We start from the raw sequence: 21,781 nt of genomic DNA on the forward strand, positions 1-21,781 counted from the left end.
TTTGGGCGTAACCCTCCGTAAAAACTTCGGGTCGGGCTGTGCGCTGTATCTTTATTTTCTTAAAGAAAGAAAATAAAGGATGCCGCTTCCATCCCTTACGCAAGCGCGGATTACCCAAATATGATGTCATAATTTTCACGATAGCAAAAAGAAATGTATTTTTACCAGTAAATATACTAAAACGGGTATTTACTAGTTAATTGATAAAAAACGTTTTCCATTGAAAATCAATAGATTTAAGCAATTATTTTTCTTTTTATTTTTTTCTTTTTTGGTAGCTTGTTCTACCAGGAAAGATACTTTTATGGCAAGAAATTCCCATGCGTTAAGTACCAAGTATAATATTTTATACAACGGTCAACTAGGCCTCGATAAAGGAGTTCAGGCAGTAAATGCCAATAGCGATGATAATTTCTGGCAAGTTTTACCGATAGAAAAAATGCAAATCACAGAAGACTTGTCTTCCGATTCAAAACCTAAAAGCACTGATTTTGAATTGGCAGAAGCCAAAGCAACAAAGGCCATTCAAAAACACTCGATGAACATTGGCGGTAAAGAAAAAAACAGTCAAATGGACGAAGCCTATCTGATGCTTGGAAAAGCCAGATACTATGACCAACGTTTTGTTCCTGCGCTCGATGCATTCAATTATATTCTGTACAAATACCCAAACAGCAGCCGGATTTATGAAGCTAAAATTTGGCGGGAGAAAACCAATATGCGTTTGGGAAATGATGCTTTAGTGATAAAAAACATCAGTAAATTACTAGAAGATCATCAAGTAAAAAAGCAAGTTTTTGCAGATGCAAATGCCCTATTGACCGCTTCTTTTTTAAATTTAGAAGAAAAAGACAGCGCCGTTGTCAAGATTAAAAACGCCATTCAATTCACTAAAATAAATCAGGAGAAAGCCCGATACTGTTTTGTTTTGGGACAATTGTACCAGGGTTTAGGATACAAGGACAGCGCAGTTGCATCCTATCAATCCGTGATTGACATGAACCGAAAAGCCGAAAGAAGATTTGTTATTCAGGCTTATGCCAAAAAAGCAGAGTTGTTTGATTATGAAAATGGGGACTTTGATTCTTTTGTCGAAACCTATGATGAATTAATAAAAGATAGGGAAAACAGGCCCTATAAAGATTTGATTTTTCATCAGATGGCAGTTTTTTACGACAAACAAGACAGGCAGGAGCAGGCATTGGATTTTTATAACGCCTCGTTAAAAACCACTTCAAAAGACACCTATTTAGTAGCGTCAAATTATCGAAATTTAGGAAACTTGTATTTTAGAAATGCGGAATATCCTTCGGCAGCAAAGTACTATGACAGTACTTTGGTTAAACTGAATACGAAAACAAGGGAATTTGCTAAAATCCAAAAAATAAGAAGCAATCTTGATGAGGTGATTTTGTATGAAGCATTGGCTAAACGCAATGATAGTATTCTAAATGTGGTTGCGATGAACTCAACGGATCGATTGGCTTATTTTGAAAAGTACATCCTTACGTTAAAAGAAAAAGATGAGGTTAAGCGAGTTTTAGAAGAAAAAAATAAAGCCCGACAGGAAAACATAGCCAGAAACTCATCCATAGGCTCAGTTGATCCTGTTTCTAATCCGGATATGGCAAATCCTATTCGCAAATCAGCAATGGCGCCTCCCACGATGAGTTCAGCTGCGGGGCAAACAGCGACTAGCATTTTCTATTTTTATAACCCTACAACAGTGGCTTTTGGAAAAGTAGAATTCAAGAAAAATTGGGGCGAGAGGACTCTGAACGGGAATTGGAGAGTTGGATCAGCAAATGCAAATCTGGCCTTGGTTGCTACTTCCGGTGAGGAGAAACAGCCTGGTGAAAAGCAAAAGGAATCAATTGAAATTATAGAACAATACACCGCTGATTTTTACCTGAAACAACTTCCAACAGCTCAAGTAGAACTGGACAGCATCAATAAAGAACGCAATTTTGCATATTACCAACTGGGAATTATTTACAAGGAAAAATTCAAAGAAAATCGTCTGGCAATTGCTAAACTGGAACAATTATTAAACAATAATCCAGAAGAAAAACTGGTTCTTCCAGCGATGTATAATTTATATAAATTGTATCAAATCACCGATGCCAATAAAGCGGTAGAAATGAAAAATAAAATTTCATCACAATTTCCGGATTCGCGTTATGCACAAATTATCAATAATACCAATCCAGATGCTGTTTCTCAAACTGAGACACCGGAGAGTGTCTACAATAAATGGTATAAGTTGTTCCAAGAAGAACAATTTGTTATGGTTTTAGAAAACTCAGACGTTTTGATAAGTCAGTTTTCAGGAGATGAAATTGTATCCAAATTTGAATTGCTCAAAGCAAGTGCCATTGGAAAGCTAAAAGGTCTGACAGGGTATAAGAACGCATTACAAGTGGTGGCGGATAATTATCCAAACAGTGAAGAAGGGAAGAATGCGGTAGTTATCTTGACCGAACAAATCCCTTTTTTAGAAAAAATGGAATTCAAAACAACCGATTCAAATAATTGGAAAATACTATATCGAGTGGGTACTCGCGACGATAAAAACACAAAAATATTGGAAGAAAAAATAAAATTGTTTGTAGAAAACGAAAACATGCAAAAACTATATTACTCCTATGATATTTATACGGAGAAAGAGAGTTTTATTGTCATTCACGGAATAAAGTCTCGGGTTTATGCGGATGATATTGCACTGATTTTAAAAGAAAACGCAAAATATAAAGCAGCCGAACTGGCTATTGTGGTTTCAGGTGAAAACTACAAAGTGATTCAAATCAAGAAAAATATCGAAACGTATTTAGCACCACAAAAGCAATAACTATGTTTGATAAAAAAGCAAAATCATATACCGATCTTTTAGGGAAAACCAATCGGATTGTTGAAGGAACGACAATAAAAGGCGATATTATTTCGCAGGCTGATTTTAGATTGGACGGAAATTTAATAGGCAATTTTCAATCGGCTGGAAAAATTGTCATTGGTCCTGCAGGAAGTGTCACCGGCGATATTGTTTGTAAAAATGCGGATATCGAAGGTAAATTTGACGGCAAAATTCAAGTAACCGAGGTATTGAATGTAAAAGCAAAGGCCAGTATTCATGGCGAAGTTATTGTAGGAAAATTATCCGTGGAGCCAGGTGCTGATTTTAGTGCATCGTGCGCGATGAAGCCTACTATTAAAAATCAAAGTTTGAATGATGGACAACAAAACACCAAATAAAAATAATTTTAATAAGTGGCTGGTATTTATGGGAATTCCGTTTCAAATGGGAGCTGTTATTTTTGCATTTACTTATTTTGGGATGTGGCTGGATAAAAAATATTCCGATGAATCGTCTTCCTTTTACACTATCATATTGTCACTATTGTCGGTTTTTATAGCGCTTTACAACGTAATTCGCCAAGTCAAAAACATTAATAAAAATAACGAATGATTAAAGTTTTATCTTTTTTGAAGTATTTAATACCCTTCACCTTGCTTTTGTTTACTGTCCAATATTATGCTACGGCAGCCTGGAGTGAACATCATGATTTCTTTTACGCTACTTGGAGTATTTATCTGTTCTTATTTGTTTCCACGCTTTTAATCTATCTGCTGTTACTTTTTGTAGACTCAAATTTCCCGGATTTTACCGGTTTTGCTTTTCTGGGCACCACTTTCGTAAAAATGATGGCGGCTGTTGTTTTTTTGATTCCATTGATACAATCAGAAGGCAGAGAAACTAATTTGGATATTGCGGCTTTTTTCATCCCTTATTTCCTATTTTTGCTTTTTGAAACAGTTTTTGCTGTACGATTAATAAATAAAAGATAACTTGCTTGAAAATAATGCAATAGGATTCTCAAATTGATTTTTAAAATCATCATTATAATTTTCAATTTTGAATTAAATATGTACCTTTGCAAAAAATTTTAAAAACGTAAAATCAGATACACAATTAATAATGGTAATTTCTAAAAAATCACTTCAATTCCTGTTAGTTACTTTTCTAGCGTGTATTCCTTTGGTCACTTTCGCTAATCCAACAGCGGATAGTATTCAAAATCACACAGATAACGCTGCTCCTGTTGCAGAAGCCCACGGAGAAACAGGTCATTCTGCTGAAAAAGAGTTCAATGCTACGGAATTGATTAATGATCACATTGGAGATTCTCATGAGTTTCACATTGCGGATTATAATGGTCATCCTATTACGTTCTACCTTCCTGTGATTTTATGGACCAGTAACGGATTAGAAATTTTTTCTTCGGAACAATTTCACCATGATAATGAAGGTCATCATATTGTTGATGTGAACGGTCAAAATTTAGTTCGTTTCAACGAGGTAATTTTTTACGCGGACAAATTTGAAACCCTATCGGAAGATGAAAGAAAAAATGGTGCTTTCGCGTTTGACGCCAGACCACTTGATTTTTCAATCACTAAGAATGTGTTCTCGATGTTGATGTCGGCTCTTATTTTGTTCTTTTTGTTCCTTGCAGTTGCACGTTCTTACAACAAGAATAAATTAGCACCAAAAGGAATTGCTGGATTTCTAGAGCCATTAGTGATTTTCGTTAGAGATGAAATCGCTATACCTAATATTGGAACAAAAAAATACGCGAAATACATGCCGTATTTATTGACTATATTTTTCTTTATCTGGATTAACAACCTTATTGGATTGATTCCGTTTTTCCCTTTCAGTTCAAACCTTACCGGAAATATCTTCTTTACATTTGTATTAGCATTGATTACTTTTATTGTAACTTCTTTCAGTGCCAACAAAGATTATTGGAAACATATTTTTATGCCTCCAGTACCTAAAGCATTATATCCTATCATGATTCCCGTAGAAATTATCGGAATGTTGACAAAACCTTTTGCATTAATGATTCGTTTATTCGCGAATATCACTGCAGGACATATTATCATCTTGAGTTTAGTCTCATTAATTTTTATATTCAAAACAGTAGCCGTGGCACCTATTTCTGGAGCTTTCGTATTGTTCATGAGTGTACTTGAAATGTTGGTTGCGGCGTTGCAGGCTTATGTCTTTACGTTGTTGACGGCATTGTTTATTGGTCAGGCTGTAGCAGAGCATGATCACCATTAAAATGTGTTTTATTAATTATTAACTATATTAAATTTAGTATTATGGTATTAGCTGGAATCGGAGCTGGATTAGCTGTTATTGGTGCAGGTCTAGGTATTGGAAAAATTGGTGGTTCTGCAATGGACGCTATTGCTCGTCAACCTGAGGCTGCTGGAAAAATCCAGACTGCTATGATTATTGCTGCTGCACTTATTGAAGGTGTTGCACTTTTTGCAGTAGTTGTTGCGTTGATCGCACAATAATTAAAATCTAAAACTTCCTGATACGGTTGGTATCAGGAAGTTTTTATTTCTAAACAAACTTTTTAAATATAAATATATGAATTTTACAGCACCCGAAAGTTTAATTTTTTGGACCACCATTATCTTTATACTTTTCTTCATCCTTTTAAGAAAATTTGCTTGGAAACCAATTTTGGGAGCCGTAAAAGGAAGAGAAGATTCAATTAATGAAGCATTATCTTCAGCAGAAACTGCTCGAAGAGAAATGCAAAATCTTACTGCCGAAAACGAACGTATTCTACAGGAAGCAAGATTAGAACGTGACTCTTTATTGAAAGAAGCTCGTGAAATGAGAGAAAAAATGATCGCTGATTCTAAAGCTGATGCACAAGCAGAAGGCGCAAGAATGATCGAGCAAGCTAAAACGGCTATCTTAGCAGAAAAAAATGCTGCTATGGCTGAATTGAAATTACAAGTTTCATCTTTATCATTAAGTATTGCTGAAAAAGTATTAAAAGATGAATTATCTAACAAGGAAGCTCAAACTAAATTGATTGAGAATATGTTAGGTGACGTTAAATTGAACTAATTATGGCAAGTACAAGAGCGGCAATTCGGTATGCAAAAGCAATTTTGGACTTAGCAAACTCAAAAGGGGTTGCTGAAGCAGTAAGCGGTGATATGAAAACTATTGCTATAACAATCAATGGGAATTTAGAATTGAGTACTTTCATTCAAAATCCTACCATTAAAGTATCAGTCAAAGAAAATGCCTTGTTAGAAGTTTTTGCACAAAGCAATGTGGTAACCAAAGGGTTATTTCACTTGTTATTTGAAAACAAAAGATTCGAAATATTAGGTGCAATTGCTACTGAATATGGTAAATTATCTGATTTGGAAAATGGTGTTGAGTTGGCACAAGTGACTACAGCCATTCCTATGGACGCGGCTTTAGAAGCGAAAGTTTTAGCGAAAATAGCGACGTTTTCAGATAAGAAGATAACAATAGAAAACATAGTAGATCCTGCAATTATTGGAGGTTTTATTTTGAGAATAGGGGACAAGCAATACAATGCTTCAGTTGCCAACAGATTACAAGTATTAAAAAGAGAGTTAAGTAATTAGTTTTATTGCACATTTAAGTGTTTAAATTATAAATTAAGATGGCGGAAATCAAACCTGCTGAAATTTCAGCAATATTAAGAAAGCAAGTAGAAGGTTTTGAATCTGGTGCTACACTAGAAGAAGTAGGAACAGTGCTTCAAGTTGGAGATGGTATTGCTCGTGTTTACGGGCTATCAAATGTTCAATATGGAGAGTTAGTTGAATTTGACAATGGCTTAGAAGCTATTGTTTTGAATCTTGAAGAAGATAATGTAGGTGTGGTGCTTTTAGGACCATCTACAGGAATCAAAGAAGGTTCAACTGCTAAAAGAACACAACGCATTGCTTCTCTTAAAGTAGGAGAACAAATGGTAGGTCGTGTAGTAAACACCCTTGGTTTTCCAATTGATGGAAAAGGACCAATAGGTGGAGATTTATACGAGATGCCTTTGGAAAGAAAAGCTCCTGGAGTTATCTTCCGTCAACCCGTTACTGAACCATTACAAACAGGTATCAAAGCAGTAGATGCTATGATTCCAGTAGGTCGTGGACAACGTGAATTGGTTATTGGTGACCGTCAAACAGGTAAATCAACTGTTTGTCTTGACACTATCTTAAATCAAAAAGAATTTTATGATGCTGGGAAACCAGTATTTTGTATCTATGTTGCAATTGGACAAAAAGCGTCAACTGTAGCAGGAATTGCTAAAATGTTAGAAGAAAAAGGAGCAATGGCGTATACCATTATTGTTGCTGCTAATGCTTCTGATCCAGCTCCGATGCAAGTATATGCTCCTTTTGCAGGTGCTGCAATTGGAGAATATTTTAGAGATTCAGGTCGTCCGGCTTTAATTGTTTATGATGATTTATCTAAACAAGCTGTTGCATACCGTGAGGTTTCTCTTTTATTAAGAAGACCACCGGGACGTGAGGCTTATCCTGGAGACGTTTTTTACTTACACAGCCGTTTATTAGAGCGTGCTTGTAAAGTAATTGCTGATGATGGAATTGCTAAAAACATGAACGATTTACCAGATTCATTGAAACCAATTGTAAAAGGTGGTGGTTCTCTTACTGCTTTACCTATTATTGAAACGCAGGCTGGTGACGTTTCTGCATACATCCCAACAAACGTTATTTCTATTACAGATGGTCAAATTTTCTTGGATGGAGATTTGTTTAACTCTGGAGTTCGTCCGGCAATTAACGTAGGTATCTCAGTATCTCGTGTTGGAGGAAATGCACAAATTAAATCAATGAAAAAAGTAGCAGGTACTTTGAAACTGGATCAAGCACAATTCCGTGAATTGGAAGCGTTTGCTAAATTTGGTTCTGATTTAGATGCAGTAACTTTAAACGTAATTGAAAAAGGAAAAAGAAACGTTGAAATCTTGAAACAAGGTTTGAACGATCCATATACTGTTGAAGACCAAGTAGCAATTATCTATGCTGGTTCTAAAAACTTATTGAGAAATGTTCCTGTGAATAAAGTAAGAGAATTTGAGAAAGATTTCTTGGAATTCTTGAACAACAAACACAGAGCGACTCTTGATGCGTTGAAAGCAGGAAAATTAACAGATGAAATTACAGATGTAATAGAAACTGTAGCAAAAGAATTATCAGCAAAATATAACTAATTTAGTGAAAAGTGAAAAGTGAGTAGTTTTGGCTATTCACTTTTCACGACTCACTCTTCACTATAAATAAAATGGCAAATTTAAAGGAAATCCGTAATAGAATTACTTCCGTTTCATCTACGATGCAAATTACATCAGCAATGAAAATGGTTTCTGCAGCAAAGCTAAAGAAAGCACAAGATGCAATCACAGCAATGCGCCCTTATGCCGAAAAATTAACGGAATTATTGCAAAATCTTTCTGCTACACTCGAAGGTGATGCTGGTGGAGCGTTTACAACGCAACGCGAAATCAAGAAAGTATTACTTGTTGTAATAACTTCTAACAGAGGTTTAGCAGGTGCTTTTAATACAAATGCAATCAAAGGGGCTAAAAGTCGTGCTGAATTTTATGCAGGTAAACAAGTGGATGTTTTTGCCGTTGGTAAAAAAGGAAACGATGTTTTGAGCAAAACATTGCCGATTATAGCTAATGAAAGCGCTGTTTTTGATGATTTGACTTTTGATAATGTGGCTAAAATTGCAGATTCACTAATGGAGAAATTCGTTGCTGGTGAATACGATAAAATTGAGTTGATTTATAACCAATTTAAAAATGCAGCTACACAAATCGTTCAAACCGAACAATTTTTGCCTTTAGCAGCTATAAAATCTGATCTTACAGTAACACCTAGTGATTATATTTTTGAGCCATCTAAAGAAGAAATCGTGTTGACATTGATTCCAAAATCATTGAAGACACAGTTGTACAAAGGAATACGTGATTCATTTGCCTCAGAGCACGGAGCTCGTATGACGGCTATGCACAAGGCAACTGATAATGCTACGGAATTAAGAAATCAATTGAAATTAACGTACAATAAAGCACGTCAAGCTTCTATTACTAACGAGATCTTAGAGATTGTTGGTGGTGCTGAAGCGTTGAATGGGTAATATTGTATTGAGTGAAAATATATTCGGAGAGCCAACAGATGTTGGCTCTTTTTTTGTTTAATTTTAATGTTTAAAATAATTCCACGAAGAATGAAATTAGAACTTAGAGAACTGACCACTAAACAGGAAATGCTGGCTCAATATGAAGTTATGCTACATTTATATACCAATTTCAGTTTAGAAAAGTATGATTCGTATTTATCGGAAATGATTCCCCATAATTACAAACAAGTAGCCGTTTTTGAAGGGGATGTTTGTGTAGGACTTTCAGGTTTGTGGTCTGGAACCAAGCTTTGGTCAGGCAAGTACCTCGAAATTGATAATTTTATCGTTCACCCTGATCACCGTAAAAAAGGAATTGGCAAAATGTTGACGGATTATGTTGATGCTAAAGCAAAAGAACTCGGCTGTACCATGATCGTTTTAGATGCTTTTACAGGAAACTATACTGCGCATCGCTTTTATTACAATCAAGGGTATATCCCAAAAGGATTTCATTTTCTTAAGATTTTAAACGAAGAAGGATTAAGCTAAATGTAGAATTATGAAAAGATATATAATAATTTTTTTCTCAATGATTATCGCTATTAGCCTTACTTTTTGTGCCATGAAACAAGAACTTCAAACGGAATTTCCTCAAGAAATACAATCAGTATTCTACCAAAAAGTCAAAAAAGGTACGGAGAGCAGCGGAATCAATTTTTATATCGAATTCAAAAATCCGCTGTCAGCAAATATAAAACTGGAAAAAATCTACTTTCACAATCAAGAATCTGTGGTAAAAGAAATCGCTAAAAATACTTTTGTAGCACATTTTTCTCAAGACAATACAAAAGAAGATTTGATTATGGATAGTAATCCTAGCAAGGAATACGGCAATAAAGCGCCGGTCATTCAAAAATCTAAGTTTGATTTACAACGCAATGAAGCAATTTTGGAATATACGAAAGAGAGTAAAACCCTTTTTTATAAAATATCGAATGTCCTAGAAAGACCCTTGCGATAATCTTTTGCAAATTGAAGGCTTTCGTTACTGATGGATCTGCTTCAAAACAAACATTCACTTCATCGGTTTAAACCAAAGAATTAGTTATTTTTGTTTCCTTAATTTTAATTGACACACCATTTTGGGATTATATAAAAACCTTTTTAAACAGACCGCCATTTACGGATTAGCAACAGTTGTGCCGCGCATGTTCAGTTTCTTATTGGTGCCCTTATACACTGATTTACTCCCAAAAGCAGCATACGGAAAGGTTTCTATCATTTTTGCTGCTATGATTTTTTTTAACGTGATTCTTGCGTACGGAATGGAAACCGCTTTTTTTAGATTCTACAACAAAGAAACCAACAAGGATTCAGTTGTAGAAACCACCTCGATTTCAATTTTTTGGACGTCCATAACGTTTCTCTTTATAGCGTTAGTGTTCCGAAACACGCTGTCTCTTTGGTCCGGAATAGACCAACAGTACATCAGCTACACCATTTGGATTTTAGTGCTTGATGCCTTGGTGATTGTTCCATTCTCTAAATTAAGAGTCAATCAGCAACCCATAAAATACGCCATAATCAAAATAGGAAATGTAGCCGTCAATTTGTTTCTGAACCTTTTCTTTTTGAGTTATTTACCTGCAATTGCAGCATCAAATCCTGACAGTATTTTACGCTCTTTATACCTAGAAGATTTTCAAATAGGTTATATTTTTGTGTCCAATATCGTTGCCAGCTTGCTTACATTTATACTGCTGTCCCCCAATTATTTCAAACTCAAATGGCAGTTTGATTATTCGCTTTGGAAACGCATGATGCAATATGGTATGCCCATTATGGTGGCCGGAATCGCATTTGCCATTAATGAACAATTCGACAAAATTTTACTGGGCTATTTATTGCCACCGGATATTGCCGCTGCCGAAGTAGGGGTATATTCCGCTTGTTACAAGCTTGGTTTGTTCATGGTTTTGTACCGTACAGCCTATACGTTAGGAATTGAACCTTTCTTTTTTAGCCATGCTGATAGTGAGGATGCGCCGCAAACGTATGCGACTATTACCAAATATTTTGTCATTTTTGGGTCTTTTATATTATTGTCGGTGATCGTTTTTGCAGATGTATTAAAAGTCATTATGATTCGGGATGAGTCCTATTGGGAAGCCATGAAAGTAGTACCGCTGATTATTCTGGCCAATTTTTTCTTAGGGATTTATACCAATCTTTCGGTTTGGTACAAACTAATAGACAAAACCCATATTGGCGCCTATATCTCCATCGTGGGAGCCATAATTACATTGGTGTTAAATTGCCTACTGATCCCAACAATGAGTTATTATGGGTCGGCAATTGCTACTATTGCGGCGTACGGAAGCATGATGACCATTTCCTATTATTTTGGAAATAAATATTATCCTATACCGTATGATATCAACAAAATTGGCATGTACCTATTGATTTCAGTAGGATTTTCGGCAGTTTCCTTTTACGGTTTCAGAGAGAATTATTACGTAGGAATCACGTTATTACTGGTGTTTATGTATTTTATATACTACAATGAAAAAGAATTATTAATCAAAATGTTGAACCGAAAAAAGAATTAGAATTTGGTTTTTAGGAGCTATTTCCTGCTTTTTGCTGTATCTTTTCTTTTTTAAAGAAAAAAAGAAAAGGATGCCGCTTCAATCAGGGCTAAAAAAAAATCGAAAACAATACAAAAGAACACATACGGACAAGTAGGGACAAGTCGCGACTTGTCCCTACAGCACATCAAAATAAAAAAACAATGACAATAAACATAATCAACAAATCACAGCATGCCTTGCCCAACTATGAAACCATAGCCTCGGCAGGAATGGACTTACGTGCCAACTTATCGGAATCCATAACACTAAAACCATTGGGAAGAGCTATCGTAAAAACAGGTCTTTTTATAGAATTACCTATAGGTTACGAAGCGCAAGTGCGTCCAAGAAGCGGTCTGGCTGCCAAAAACGGAATTACGGTCCTAAATGCTCCCGGAACAGTAGATGCCGATTATCGTGGCGAAATTGGAGTTATTTTAGTAAATTTATCCAATGAAGATTTCGTGATCCAAAACGGAGAACGCATTGCCCAACTCATCATCGCAAAACACGAACGTGCGGAGTGGATCGAAGTACAGGAACTGACAGAAACCTCTAGAGGTGAAGGTGGTTTTGGAAGTACTGGAGTCAAATAAGTATTCAGTGTTCAGTCGCAGTTAACAGTTTTGAAAATCGATTAAATAAGATATTTTAAATACAAAGAAGTGAAAATCGGTTTAATCCGTTAAATCTTTGGCCAAATAACAATAAAAACCTTCGTGAACTTTGCGAATCCCTTCGTGAACTTTGCGGTTAAAAATAAAAACATGAAAATAATTGTTCCAATGGCCGGTCGTGGATCACGCCTTCGCCCACATACATTAACCATTCCTAAACCTTTAATTCCTGTTGCAGGAAAACCAATCGTGCATCGTCTCGTCGAAGATATTGCCGGCGTGTTGAATCAAGATATCGAAGAAGTAGCTTTTATTATTCATGAAACATTTGGCAAAAAAGTAGAAGAAGAACTACTTGCTATCGCACAAAAATTAGGCGCCAAAGGCACTATTTATTACCAAAACGAGGCTTTAGGAACCGGTCACGCCATTATGTGTGCCAAAGATTCTTTGAGTGGACCCGCAGTTATTGCCTACGCGGATACATTAATCCGGGCCGATTTCGATTTAGATAAAAATGCGGATAGTGTAATTTGGGTAAAACAAGTAGACGAACCAGAAGCTTTTGGTGTTGTAAAACTGAATGAAGCGAATGAAATAGTAGAATTAGTAGAGAAACCAGCAACTTTTGTTTCTGACCTTGCCGTAATTGGAATCTACTATTTTAAAGATGTGGCCGTGTTGAAAAACGAACTGCAATTAGTATTAGACAACAACATTATCCATGGTGGCGAATACCAGATAAATGACGGAATCAAACAAATGATGGCCAAAGGCATGACTTTCGTTCCCGGTAAAGTAGACGAATGGATGGATTGCGGTAACAAGAATGTAACTGTGGAAACTAATTCCAGAATGTTAGGATTCTTGCATAATGATGGCGCACATTTAGTCGATTTTGATGTCAAATTAGAGAATTCGACGATTATTCCGCCTTGTTATATCGGTAAAGATGTAGTATTAATTAATGCAACTGTTGGTCCAAATGTATCTTTGGGCGATGGATGCCATGTTTCAAACAGTACGATAAAAAACAGTTTGGTACAAACCCATTCTCATATCAAAAATGCAACTTTGGACAATGCAATGATCGGAAATCATGCGAGTTTTGATGGGAATTTTACCAGCATTAGTATTGGAGATTATTCGGTATTGGAGTAAAAGGGTTCAATCAATGCACTAAGCAATAAGAATAAAACAATGTTGCATTTTTTTACCATATAAGTCATGTAAGTTTAAGTTTCAATTGTGTTAGCCTTATGTAACGTAAACAATCATAAGGTCATTTAAGGTTTAATTCTTATATGACTTATATATTAAATAGTATTTCACTCATTTTTTAGTATGACATTAAATAGGTCCAACTACTTTAATGCTATAATCAAAAATAAAAGTATTTAATTTTAAACATACGAGTCTTGTAAGGCTATGTGGCTTCGCTTAAATGAACTATTGGTTTTACTTGAATTAATTCAAAACTTATATGACTTATATGTTTAAACAAGTATGCGACGAAATGTTATTATTTGTAATGTTAAGTGGTATTATATGATAAAGATTCAGGATTAAAAATACAGCATGAAAAAAAGCGCTTTCATAATTTTATTTCTCGTTTTGCAATGCAATTCGGCTTTGCTGTGGGCACAAACGGAACCCGAGGAAATCAAGCTCGATATAGATCAGTTTCAGGAACTTTTTTATGAATCGTTGTTGCAAAAAGGGATTGAGAATTATGATAAAGCAATAGTAGCTTTGGATAAAGCCAATAAAATTAAACCCAATGATGCCACCGTATATTATGAATTGGGAAAGAATTATTTAGCACTAAAAGAGTATAAAAGCGCCTATAATTACTTTGAAAACGCGACCAAGATTGATCCTGAAAACAAATGGTTCTGGATAGGAATGTATGATGTGAGTTACGAAACTAAAAATTTCACTCAGGGAATTACCGTCATCAATAAGTTGATTGAATTTGATCCCAAATACAAAGAAGATTTGACCTCACTCTATATGGGGACCAATCAGTATGAAAAAGCGTTGGCGCTGATTCAGGAACTCAATGAAACCTATGGAAAAACAGACCGTAGGGAATTGTACAAAAGCCAGATTTTATCCGTAGGTAAATTTCAGAATATGGAGATTACTAATTTGGAAGATCTGATTGCTAAAAATCCGCAGGATGAGTTCAATTATATCAGTTTGATCTTTTTGTATTCTAAAAATAATGAAGAAACAAAAGCTTTTGAAACAGTTCAAAAACTAGAAAAAGCAATTCCAGATTCGGAGTGGGCGCAAGTCAGTTTATTCAAAAATTATCTGGATGCAAATGACGCACCAAAAGCGATCAAAGCAATGAATATTGTTTTGGCCAGTGCCAAAATAGATTCGAAGATTAAACACCGAATTTTGAATGAGTTTCTGATCTTTACCGATAAGAACGCGCAGTATTCTACTGATTTAGAGAGGGCTGTCAGTTATTTCGGCAAGGATACTTCCGTAGATGTAGCCAAAGAAATAGGGAAGTTTTATCAGGTAAAGAAACAATGGGACAAAGCCATTGTGTATTATGAAAAAGCGGCAAGCAAGGGATTAGGCGATACTGTAGAAACGAATTTACTTTTGCTTCAAGCGCATACAGAGATGAAACAATTTGATGCAGTCGCTAAAAAATCGTTGGCACTGGTCGAGACTTTTCCAACCCAGCCTCAATTTTATTATTATGCAGGTTTAGCTAACAATCAGCTGCAACAATTTAAAAAAGCGAAGGATTTTTTAGAAATGGGCATGGATTATGTAGTGGAGAATAAAGAGTTGGAAATCAATTTCAATATCCAACTTGGAGAAGCATATAATGGTTTGGGAGATTTCAAGAAAAAAGACTTGTTTTTTGCTAAAGCCAATCAATTATTAAAAGAAAAAAAATGATCAAAAAAATTTCAATACTAGTACTACTTACTGTTTTTATGGTGTCTTGTAAATCGAAAGCCATTGCTATTGCAGCCAGTAATGAGCCAGTTGCAGCAGCAGAACAAATGTCGGCCAAAAAAATAATAGAAAATCATTACAACAATAAAAACGAATTTTCTACATTATATATTAAATCTAGCGCCCGTTATGCGGATGACAAACAAACACAAAATGTTACTGCTGAAATTAAAATCAAGAAAGACGAACAAATTTTGGTAAGCATTCGTTTTCTTGGAATTACGATGGCAAAAGCATTAATCACCCCAAGTACAGTGAGCTATTACGAAAAAATAAATGGGAACTATTTTGAAGGTGATTTCAGTAGTTTAAGCCAATGGTTGGGAACGGATTTAGATTACAATAAAATCCAGAACATGTTGTTAGGTCAGGCCATTGATGATTTGACTAAAGGGAAATATTTACAAACATTATTAGAACAAACGTATCGATTAGATGATACATCGAACAAAAACACGAAAAAATCATTCTTTTTGGATGCCGATAAATTTTTAGTTCAAAAGCAAGAAATCACGCAAACTGCCGAAGAGCGAATGATCAAAGTCGCATATGCAGACAACAAAGTATACAACGAGGCAACATTGCCTACAAGTGTTTTAATCAATACGTTTCAGAAGAAAGGAAATACAGAAATCAATTTAGATTACAATACGGTAACGTTCAATGAAGAACTTTCTTTTCCTTATAGTGTGCCAAATGGGTACAAAAGAATTATAATTAAGTAAATTAGCAAAAATATTTTTTCGATATGCCAAAATTTCTCCTAAGCCTAATTTTAATTTGTACCACTTCATTATTATGGAGTCAAGAATCTCAACAAGAAAAATTAGAAGAACGTAAAGCCCAAATTCAAAAAGAAATTCGAGAAAACGAAAGATTACTGCGAAACGTAAAGAAAAAAGAGAAATCAGCTCTTAATGTGGTGATTATTCAAAGCACTAAAATTAAGCTTAAAGAAAAATTAATAAATACCACTGAAAAGCAAACCAAGTTGCTTAACAATGACATGTATATTAATCAGGTTCAAATTAATAAGCTTAAGAAAGAATTAATTGAGCTTAAGGAAGATTATTCGGAAATGATTTTAAAATCATATAAAAGCCGTTCATCAGAGAGTCGAGCTATGTTTTTATTGTCGTCCGAAAACTTTTTGCAGGCATACAAAAGAGCGCAATACATGAAGCAGTACACGAGCTTTAGAAAAACGCAAGGTGAAGAGATTAAATCTAAGTCTACTCAGTTATTGGACTACAACGATAAATTGAGTATGCAGAAAAAGGAAAAACAAAAACTAATTGCTGAAAATGAAAAGGAACGGTTGTCACTTGAAAAAGAGAAAAAAGAGCAGTTGAAGTTAGTGAGTGTTATTAAAAAAGATAAAAGTAAGATTTCACAAGAAATCAGAAAAAATCAACAAGAGTATAAAAAAATTGACAGACAAATTAACAAACTGATCCGAGAGGCTATTGCTGCAGCCAATAGGAAAGCGGCCTTAGAAAAAGCAAAAGCTAATCCAAGCGCTCCAGTTTCTAGAGCTGCGGTGTCATCCTCTAAAATTGAGTTAACTCCAGAAGCCAAAATTATTGCAGATAATTTTAGAGCTAACAGAGGAAGGCTGCCTTATCCGGTTGAAAAAGGGTATGTTTCATTAGGATATGGAAACCAAGCACATCCTTTGTTCAATACGATAACCGTACACAATAGCGGCGTTGAAATCACGACAGATCAAGGCGCAAGTGCGAGAGCCGTTTTTGGCGGAGAAGTCACTAGCGTTATGGTTTTATCACCCGTAAATAAAGCGGTTATGATTCAACACGGAGATTTTTTCACGGTGTATCAAAATTTAAGTTCCGTGAGTGTGAGCAAAGGAGATAAGGTAAGTATCAAGCAAAGCCTTGGAAAAGTAAGAACTAACGGTGAGACAGGAAAAACAATAATCAAATTCCTAATCCTGCAAAATACGACGTATAATAACCCTTCAAGCTGGTTGTCACCAAGATAAAAACAATTGTTTACATAAAAAAAGCACTATTATATTCTTAGGAATATGATAGTGCTTTTTTTTGTGACTATGATTTTAGTTAAGAAACTCTTGGAATCTAATAATTACGGGTTTTATAAGGAACCTTTTCAGTGGTTGTATTCTTAATTAGTATTTTGATAGGTTGGTGTAAATTAGCTCCACAAATACAAAATTCAGAATTTGTAGATAAACTATTCCGTTTTATTAAAGGATGAATTTACCGCTTTCATCATTCCTTCAGTAGACCAAGTTCCTGAAACTATAATTCGTCTGATAGTGTATAATGGATCAACAGAATCTCTTTTGGTAGATAATATATAAGCCATTTCATAACCACTTTTCTTAATTTCAGGAATAGCTGCAGTATTCCATAATCCAAACGGATACGCAAAATCGGTTACGGGTTTTCCTATGATTTCCTCCAGTTTTGCTTTTGGTTTTACCAATTGCGTATTCCAATCGTCACCAGTATATTTTGTAACCATGTGGTGATCCCAAGTATGTGCGCCTATAACATGCCCGTTATCAGCTAAGCTTTTGATTTGCTCTTTAGTCATATATCCGGGACGGTTTATGGACACAGTCATAATAAAAAACACTCCTTTGAAACCGTATTTTTTCATTTCGGCCGCGCCAATGCGAAATTGTTCTTCCCGTGTATCATCAAAGGAAATTAGTATTGGTTTTGCGGGTAACGGACCATCAAAAACTAAATAATTGTGTAGTTGTTCCGGCAATATGGTTTCGTATCCTGCAGCCGCTAAGGCTTTCATTTGTTCTGCAAAAGCATCTGGTTTTACGGTGTATACTTTCATATTTCCGCTCGCGCTGGCGCTAAAATCTCTGATATTATGATAACATAAAATGGGAACTTCTTTTTTTGAAAGAATGGTCGTCGCATCAGCTGCTACTTTTTTTGGGACAATAATTTTTGCAGGAGCAATAACAATCGGAGCTTCTGGGATTATTTTACGAGATTCTGATTGGCATCCAACTAATAAAAAAAAACCAATAGAAACGGAATAAAGAATATTCTTCATAAATCAAATAGTAAATTATTGGTACTGAATATAAATTGGTTTTGGTGTGAATTTTACTAATTGTTCTGGAGTGTAAATTTTCCAGTTGTTTTTATTATCATTTTTGTAAAACAATTTAAAACCTGTGAATTGTACAGGCTCTCTGTAAATATAACTGATGTAAGAATCTTTTTTTAATACTTGACTTCCAAAGCCATCCATATCCATAACGATTTGAACTTCGGGAACGGTTTTGATTTCTTTATAATTTTTTACCATTCCTTGCGTAAAACGGTGTATTACCAGCACTTTTGGGGTCAATTTATTTTTGCGTACAATCTTGGCCAATATGTCAATCGCATCATTGATGTCTGCGGCCGTAAAATGTCCAATCTTAGAGCCTGGACGTTCTCCGTTTTTCATCGAGAATTCAGGGTCAATTCCTAGGTGTACATTTGGCATAGAAAGGTATTGTTCTAGTTCTGCTACTTCGGCTTTAACCGTACTGTGACCCACCTGAATGTCTAAAAACACCAACGCATTAATGGGTTTTGCCCAACTTATTATGGTGTCTATTTGTTTAAAAGGCATTCGCATACGATACATATTATTTTTTCCCGGCGCGCCTTGAGCCGTAACTGCAATGTAATGCAAAGCCGGAATTGCTTTGACAGTAGAATCAGCAGCCTGCCATTTGGCAACTTCGCCTTGTAATTTCGCCAACATTTGTTTTCGGGGAATTTCACCCAAGATTCCCATTCGCGTAGAATATAAGTTACCGTAATAGGCAATGATTCTATTATACGGCAATAGAGCGCCCGGCAAAGGATAGGGTGCTTTAACGGGCCATCTTCCAGTAGTGTCATTATTACTTAAGGCAATCATTCTTTTATTAAAATCTAGCGTGTCAATGGTAAGAACTGTTTTTTTCTCTACCGAATCTACTTTTACGATGGCTGTTTTCTCTATTTCCTTATCAGAATCAGCTGCTTTGCTGCGATTGCAGGCAATGGTACTTAACACTAATAAAGGAATTGTGATATATGCAATTGTTGATTTTTTCATAGGTCGGTATTATTTTTTATTTAAAATGAATGTCTTCGTTTAAAGATAATTATTTTTTGGTGTTAATTACAAAGATATGTTTTTTAAAGAACGCCTTTTCCCCTAAAGTAGTCTTTCCAAACGCTATTTTTTATATAATTTACGGTTTAATAAGACCTTTATGTAATTTTTATCATTTGCATAAATCGAATTCAAAACAGCAAGGAACAGAATTTAAATTTCATCTTTACTGGTAAAAACAGCCTTTTTATAAATTCGTTCTTTGTTCAGAAATGATTTTGGAAACAGAAAGAAAATACTAACTTTATCAAAGTTTTTAATACCACTAAATATCTAAAAATTGTTCAAAAATCGCCTTTCTTTCTTCCTTTTTTTATGTACTATCTCGACTGTTTTTGGCCAAATAAAAAAAGATACAATAGCCCTTTCAGAAATCACTTTGAAAGGTTCGCCAATCAAAAATGTACTTCAAAATACAGCTTCTTCTGTGTCAGTGATTACTGCTGCCGACATTAATAGAAGTGACGGAATTATACTAACTCCGGTTTTAAATAAAATTCCGGGGGTTACCATGCAACAAGGTGCTTTGAATACCAACAGGATTACGATTCGTGGTATTGGCGCCCGATCTCAATATGGAACTAATAAAATAAAAGCCTATTTTGACGGTATTCCATTAACTTCTGGTGAAGGAGAAACAACGATTGACGATATTGATTTGGCTTCCATCGAAAAAATAGAAATCATAAAAGGACCAAATTCCACTAGTTTTGGATCCGGTTTGGGCGGTGTGATTCAGTTGTTTTCAAGAGAAACTCCATTACTGGAATCGTTTGGGAAGTCAACAGTCACTTTTGGAAGTTTTGGGTTGTTACAAAACCGACTTTCGGCAGGTTACAGCGATTCTAAAACGAATGTTTTCACAAGTTTTACGGATTTACAAAGTGACGGATTTAGGGAAAATAGTTCTTATAATAGAAAATCATTCAACCTGCACGGCAAACAAAAAGTTAATTCCAAAGGTAGTTTATCATTTTTAGGAACGTTCACCCGATTGAAAGCTTTTATTCCAAGCTCTGTTAATGAGACTGATTTAAGAAATAATCCGGAAAAAGCAGCCGCTACATGGGCAGCCGCACAAGGTTTTGAGTCTTATGATAAATTTATGCTTGGATTGGGGTACGAGCATCAGTTTTCTCAAAAATGGTCTATTCAAACTAGTATTTTTTCTAATTTTAAAGAGGCCTACGAACCCAGACCGTTTGATATATTAGACGAAGAAATAAGTTCGCTAGGCTTTCGTTCCAATGTGAACTATAAAGATCAATTGTTCTCCTTGCCCTTTGAGTTGAGTTTTGGCACCGAATTATTAACCGAAAAATATCAGTATTCTCTTTTTGAGAACTTATACCAGTCGCAACCGGGTCAAGGAAGTATTCAAGGTGCAGAGTTTAGCGCCATCAAACAAAATAGGAATTACACCAACTACTTTTTACAAATGGAACTGTGGATTTCAGAAAAACTGCATCTGGAAACCGGTGTGGCACTAAACACAACTAAATATTCATTAGAAGATGTTCTCGAAAATAGTTCCGGCGGTCAAAAAATGCCCTTTACTTTTGGAAATGTGTGGTCGCCAAGAGTTGGTTTGTCGTATAAGGTAAGTAAAGGAAAAAACATATTCACCTCAATTAGCAAAGGATTTTCGGTTCCTTCAGTTGCTGAAACGTTGACTCCCGAAGGTCAAATAAACACTGATTTGAAACCAGAAATAGGATGGAATTATGAATTGGGTTTCAAAGGGAACTGGCTTAAAAACAAAGTATATAGCGAAGTAACGTTTTATACCACACAAATTGAAAATTTATTGGTGGCACGACGTACTGCCAATGACCAATTTGTAGGGATTAATGCAGGCAGTAGCTCGCATACGGGATTGGAATTCTTGGTTAATTACAAACTTTTGGAACTAAATCATTTTCAAATCACACCTTATTTTTCAGCAGCGGTGAATAACTTTAAATTCAAAGAATTCTTGGATGGTGATGCTGATTATTCGGGAAACCAATTGACTGGCGTTCCCGAAAAACAATTCAATTTTGGAGTAGATTTAAACACAAATAATGGGTTTAGTGTCAACACTTCTTTCCGAACGATGGGTGAAATTCCGTTAAACGATTCCAATACAAAATACAGTGCGCGGTATTCGTTGCTTGATATTAAAACGACCTATGTTTTCACCATTTTTAAAATCCTGAAAACAGAGCTTAATGCTGGAGTCAATAATGCTTTGGATACTAAATATGCGGCTAATATTTTACCTAACGCAGTTGGTTTTGGAAATGCTGCGCCACGTTATTTTTATCCTGGAAATCCCGTCAATTTTTACGGTGGTTTTTCGGTAGCGTATGTTTTTTAGATACTAAACTTAAGTC

General features: G+C 35.3%; 21 protein-coding genes. 19 read left to right on the forward strand and 2 right to left on the reverse strand.

All coding sequences use genetic code 11. The features are described from left to right. Positions 1–271: 271 nt before the first annotated feature. The 18 genes from porW to ACEN2F_RS07905 all read left to right on the forward strand — a co-directional run bounded on the left by porW (position 272) and on the right by ACEN2F_RS07905 (position 17,241). Complete coding sequence (gene porW, locus ACEN2F_RS07820; RefSeq protein ID WP_441738021.1) at positions 272–2,848, forward strand: type IX secretion system periplasmic lipoprotein PorW/SprE; 2,577 nt, start codon at positions 272–274, stop codon at positions 2,846–2,848. Between the two features lie 2 nt (positions 2,849–2,850). Continuing rightward, on the forward strand, positions 2,851–3,249 hold the full coding sequence (locus ACEN2F_RS07825; RefSeq protein ID WP_441737661.1) for a bactofilin family protein: 399 nt from the start codon (positions 2,851–2,853) through the stop codon (positions 3,247–3,249). Continuing rightward, a complete protein-coding gene (locus ACEN2F_RS07830) occupies positions 3,224–3,463 on the forward strand; it encodes an AtpZ/AtpI family protein (protein WP_441737663.1) in 240 nt (79 codons plus the stop codon). Before ACEN2F_RS07825 ends, ACEN2F_RS07830 begins: the two co-directional genes overlap by 26 nt. Further along, positions 3,460–3,843 (forward strand): hypothetical protein, encoded by a 384-nt coding sequence (locus ACEN2F_RS07835; RefSeq protein ID WP_441737665.1) that lies wholly within the window; start codon positions 3,460–3,462, stop codon positions 3,841–3,843. Before ACEN2F_RS07830 ends, ACEN2F_RS07835 begins: the two co-directional genes overlap by 4 nt. A 130-nt stretch (positions 3,844–3,973) precedes the next feature. Next, on the forward strand, positions 3,974–5,125 hold the full coding sequence (atpB, locus tag ACEN2F_RS07840; RefSeq protein ID WP_441737667.1) for a F0F1 ATP synthase subunit A: 1,152 nt from the start codon (positions 3,974–3,976) through the stop codon (positions 5,123–5,125). A gap of 41 nt (positions 5,126–5,166) precedes the next feature. Then, positions 5,167–5,367 carry an ATP synthase F0 subunit C gene (atpE, locus tag ACEN2F_RS07845; protein ID WP_026708812.1) on the forward strand — a complete coding sequence of 67 codons (201 nt, stop codon included), beginning with the start codon at positions 5,167–5,169 and terminating at the stop codon, positions 5,365–5,367. A gap of 76 nt (positions 5,368–5,443) precedes the next feature. Continuing rightward, entirely contained in the window at positions 5,444–5,935 is a 492-nt protein-coding gene (locus ACEN2F_RS07850; protein ID WP_441737669.1) for a F0F1 ATP synthase subunit B, read from the forward strand. 2 nt (positions 5,936–5,937) lie between these two features. Beyond that, complete coding sequence (gene atpH, locus ACEN2F_RS07855) at positions 5,938–6,471, forward strand: ATP synthase F1 subunit delta (RefSeq protein ID WP_441737671.1); 534 nt, start codon at positions 5,938–5,940, stop codon at positions 6,469–6,471. Between the two features lie 38 nt (positions 6,472–6,509). After that, positions 6,510–8,087, forward strand: a complete 1,578-nt coding sequence (atpA, locus tag ACEN2F_RS07860) for a F0F1 ATP synthase subunit alpha (protein WP_441737672.1) — start codon at positions 6,510–6,512, stop codon at positions 8,085–8,087. 71 nt (positions 8,088–8,158) lie between these two features. Next, a complete protein-coding gene (gene atpG / locus ACEN2F_RS07865) occupies positions 8,159–9,019 on the forward strand; it encodes an ATP synthase F1 subunit gamma (protein WP_441737674.1) in 861 nt (286 codons plus the stop codon). 90 nt (positions 9,020–9,109) lie between these two features. Next, positions 9,110–9,553: a GNAT family N-acetyltransferase gene (locus tag ACEN2F_RS07870; protein WP_441737676.1), complete on the forward strand. Its 444-nt coding sequence runs from the start codon at positions 9,110–9,112 to the stop codon at positions 9,551–9,553. A gap of 10 nt (positions 9,554–9,563) precedes the next feature. Beyond that, complete coding sequence (locus ACEN2F_RS07875) at positions 9,564–10,025, forward strand: hypothetical protein (protein ID WP_441737678.1); 462 nt, start codon at positions 9,564–9,566, stop codon at positions 10,023–10,025. Positions 10,026–10,146: 121 nt separating this feature from the next. Further along, a complete protein-coding gene (locus tag ACEN2F_RS07880) occupies positions 10,147–11,613 on the forward strand; it encodes a lipopolysaccharide biosynthesis protein (protein WP_441737680.1) in 1,467 nt (488 codons plus the stop codon). A gap of 182 nt (positions 11,614–11,795) precedes the next feature. Further along, on the forward strand, positions 11,796–12,230 hold the full coding sequence (gene dut / locus ACEN2F_RS07885; protein ID WP_196852479.1) for a dUTP diphosphatase: 435 nt from the start codon (positions 11,796–11,798) through the stop codon (positions 12,228–12,230). A gap of 171 nt (positions 12,231–12,401) precedes the next feature. Continuing rightward, positions 12,402–13,412, forward strand: coding sequence for a sugar phosphate nucleotidyltransferase (locus tag ACEN2F_RS07890; RefSeq protein WP_441737682.1), 1,011 nt, complete (start codon positions 12,402–12,404; stop codon positions 13,410–13,412). A 417-nt stretch (positions 13,413–13,829) separates the two neighbouring features. Then, a complete protein-coding gene (locus tag ACEN2F_RS07895) occupies positions 13,830–15,179 on the forward strand; it encodes a tetratricopeptide repeat protein (protein ID WP_441737684.1) in 1,350 nt (449 codons plus the stop codon). Then, the gene (locus tag ACEN2F_RS07900) at positions 15,176–15,964 is read left to right on the forward strand and encodes a DUF4292 domain-containing protein (RefSeq protein ID WP_441737685.1); all 789 of its coding nucleotides are present in this window, start codon (positions 15,176–15,178) and stop codon (positions 15,962–15,964) included. The genes ACEN2F_RS07895 and ACEN2F_RS07900 overlap by 4 nt, the downstream gene beginning before the upstream one ends. A gap of 23 nt (positions 15,965–15,987) precedes the next feature. Then, a complete protein-coding gene (locus ACEN2F_RS07905; protein WP_441737687.1) occupies positions 15,988–17,241 on the forward strand; it encodes a murein hydrolase activator EnvC family protein in 1,254 nt (417 codons plus the stop codon). A 212-nt stretch (positions 17,242–17,453) separates the two neighbouring features. Here ACEN2F_RS07905 and ACEN2F_RS07910 read toward each other — a convergent pair whose 3' ends face one another. Both ACEN2F_RS07910 and ACEN2F_RS07915 read right to left on the reverse strand, forming a co-directional pair. Next, positions 17,454–18,302 (reverse strand): polysaccharide deacetylase family protein, encoded by an 849-nt coding sequence (locus ACEN2F_RS07910; RefSeq protein WP_441737689.1) that lies wholly within the window; start codon positions 18,300–18,302, stop codon positions 17,454–17,456. Positions 18,303–18,317: 15 nt separating this feature from the next. Beyond that, positions 18,318–19,346: a hypothetical protein gene (locus ACEN2F_RS07915; protein ID WP_441737691.1), complete on the reverse strand. Its 1,029-nt coding sequence runs from the start codon at positions 19,344–19,346 to the stop codon at positions 18,318–18,320. Positions 19,347–19,686: 340 nt separating this feature from the next. Here ACEN2F_RS07915 and ACEN2F_RS07920 point away from each other — a divergent pair, with 340 nt between their 5' ends. Then, positions 19,687–21,765, forward strand: coding sequence for a TonB-dependent receptor family protein (locus ACEN2F_RS07920; RefSeq protein ID WP_441737692.1), 2,079 nt, complete (start codon positions 19,687–19,689; stop codon positions 21,763–21,765). Positions 21,766–21,781 lie beyond the last annotated feature (16 nt).

The sequence above is a fragment of the Flavobacterium sp. W20_MBD1_R3 genome, from assembly GCF_052119725.1.
GTDB lineage: Bacteria > Bacteroidota > Bacteroidia > Flavobacteriales > Flavobacteriaceae > Flavobacterium.

Excerpts from the sequence above, each read along its gene's own strand:
- ACEN2F_RS07825 (WP_441737661.1), top strand. The coding sequence starts at position 2,851 with ATGTTTGATAAAAAAGCAAAATCATATACCGATCTTTTAGGGAAAACC.
- ACEN2F_RS07830 (WP_441737663.1), top strand. The coding sequence starts at position 3,224 with ATGATGGACAACAAAACACCAAATAAAAATAATTTTAATAAGTGGCTG.
- ACEN2F_RS07835 (WP_441737665.1), top strand. The coding sequence starts at position 3,460 with ATGATTAAAGTTTTATCTTTTTTGAAGTATTTAATACCCTTCACCTTG.
- atpB (WP_441737667.1), top strand. The coding sequence starts at position 3,974 with ATGGTAATTTCTAAAAAATCACTTCAATTCCTGTTAGTTACTTTTCTA.
- atpE (WP_026708812.1), top strand. The coding sequence starts at position 5,167 with ATGGTATTAGCTGGAATCGGAGCTGGATTAGCTGTTATTGGTGCAGGT.
- ACEN2F_RS07850 (WP_441737669.1), top strand. The coding sequence starts at position 5,444 with ATGAATTTTACAGCACCCGAAAGTTTAATTTTTTGGACCACCATTATC.
- atpH (WP_441737671.1), top strand. The coding sequence starts at position 5,938 with ATGGCAAGTACAAGAGCGGCAATTCGGTATGCAAAAGCAATTTTGGAC.
- atpA (WP_441737672.1), top strand. The coding sequence starts at position 6,510 with ATGGCGGAAATCAAACCTGCTGAAATTTCAGCAATATTAAGAAAGCAA.
- atpG (WP_441737674.1), top strand. The coding sequence starts at position 8,159 with ATGGCAAATTTAAAGGAAATCCGTAATAGAATTACTTCCGTTTCATCT.
- ACEN2F_RS07870 (WP_441737676.1), top strand. The coding sequence starts at position 9,110 with ATGAAATTAGAACTTAGAGAACTGACCACTAAACAGGAAATGCTGGCT.
- ACEN2F_RS07875 (WP_441737678.1), top strand. The coding sequence starts at position 9,564 with ATGAAAAGATATATAATAATTTTTTTCTCAATGATTATCGCTATTAGC.
- dut (WP_196852479.1), top strand. The coding sequence starts at position 11,796 with ATGACAATAAACATAATCAACAAATCACAGCATGCCTTGCCCAACTAT.
- ACEN2F_RS07890 (WP_441737682.1), top strand. The coding sequence starts at position 12,402 with ATGAAAATAATTGTTCCAATGGCCGGTCGTGGATCACGCCTTCGCCCA.
- ACEN2F_RS07895 (WP_441737684.1), top strand. The coding sequence starts at position 13,830 with ATGAAAAAAAGCGCTTTCATAATTTTATTTCTCGTTTTGCAATGCAAT.
- ACEN2F_RS07900 (WP_441737685.1), top strand. The coding sequence starts at position 15,176 with ATGATCAAAAAAATTTCAATACTAGTACTACTTACTGTTTTTATGGTG.
- ACEN2F_RS07905 (WP_441737687.1), top strand. The coding sequence starts at position 15,988 with ATGCCAAAATTTCTCCTAAGCCTAATTTTAATTTGTACCACTTCATTA.
- ACEN2F_RS07910 (WP_441737689.1), bottom strand. The coding sequence starts at position 18,302 with ATGAAGAATATTCTTTATTCCGTTTCTATTGGTTTTTTTTTATTAGTT.
- ACEN2F_RS07915 (WP_441737691.1), bottom strand. The coding sequence starts at position 19,346 with ATGAAAAAATCAACAATTGCATATATCACAATTCCTTTATTAGTGTTA.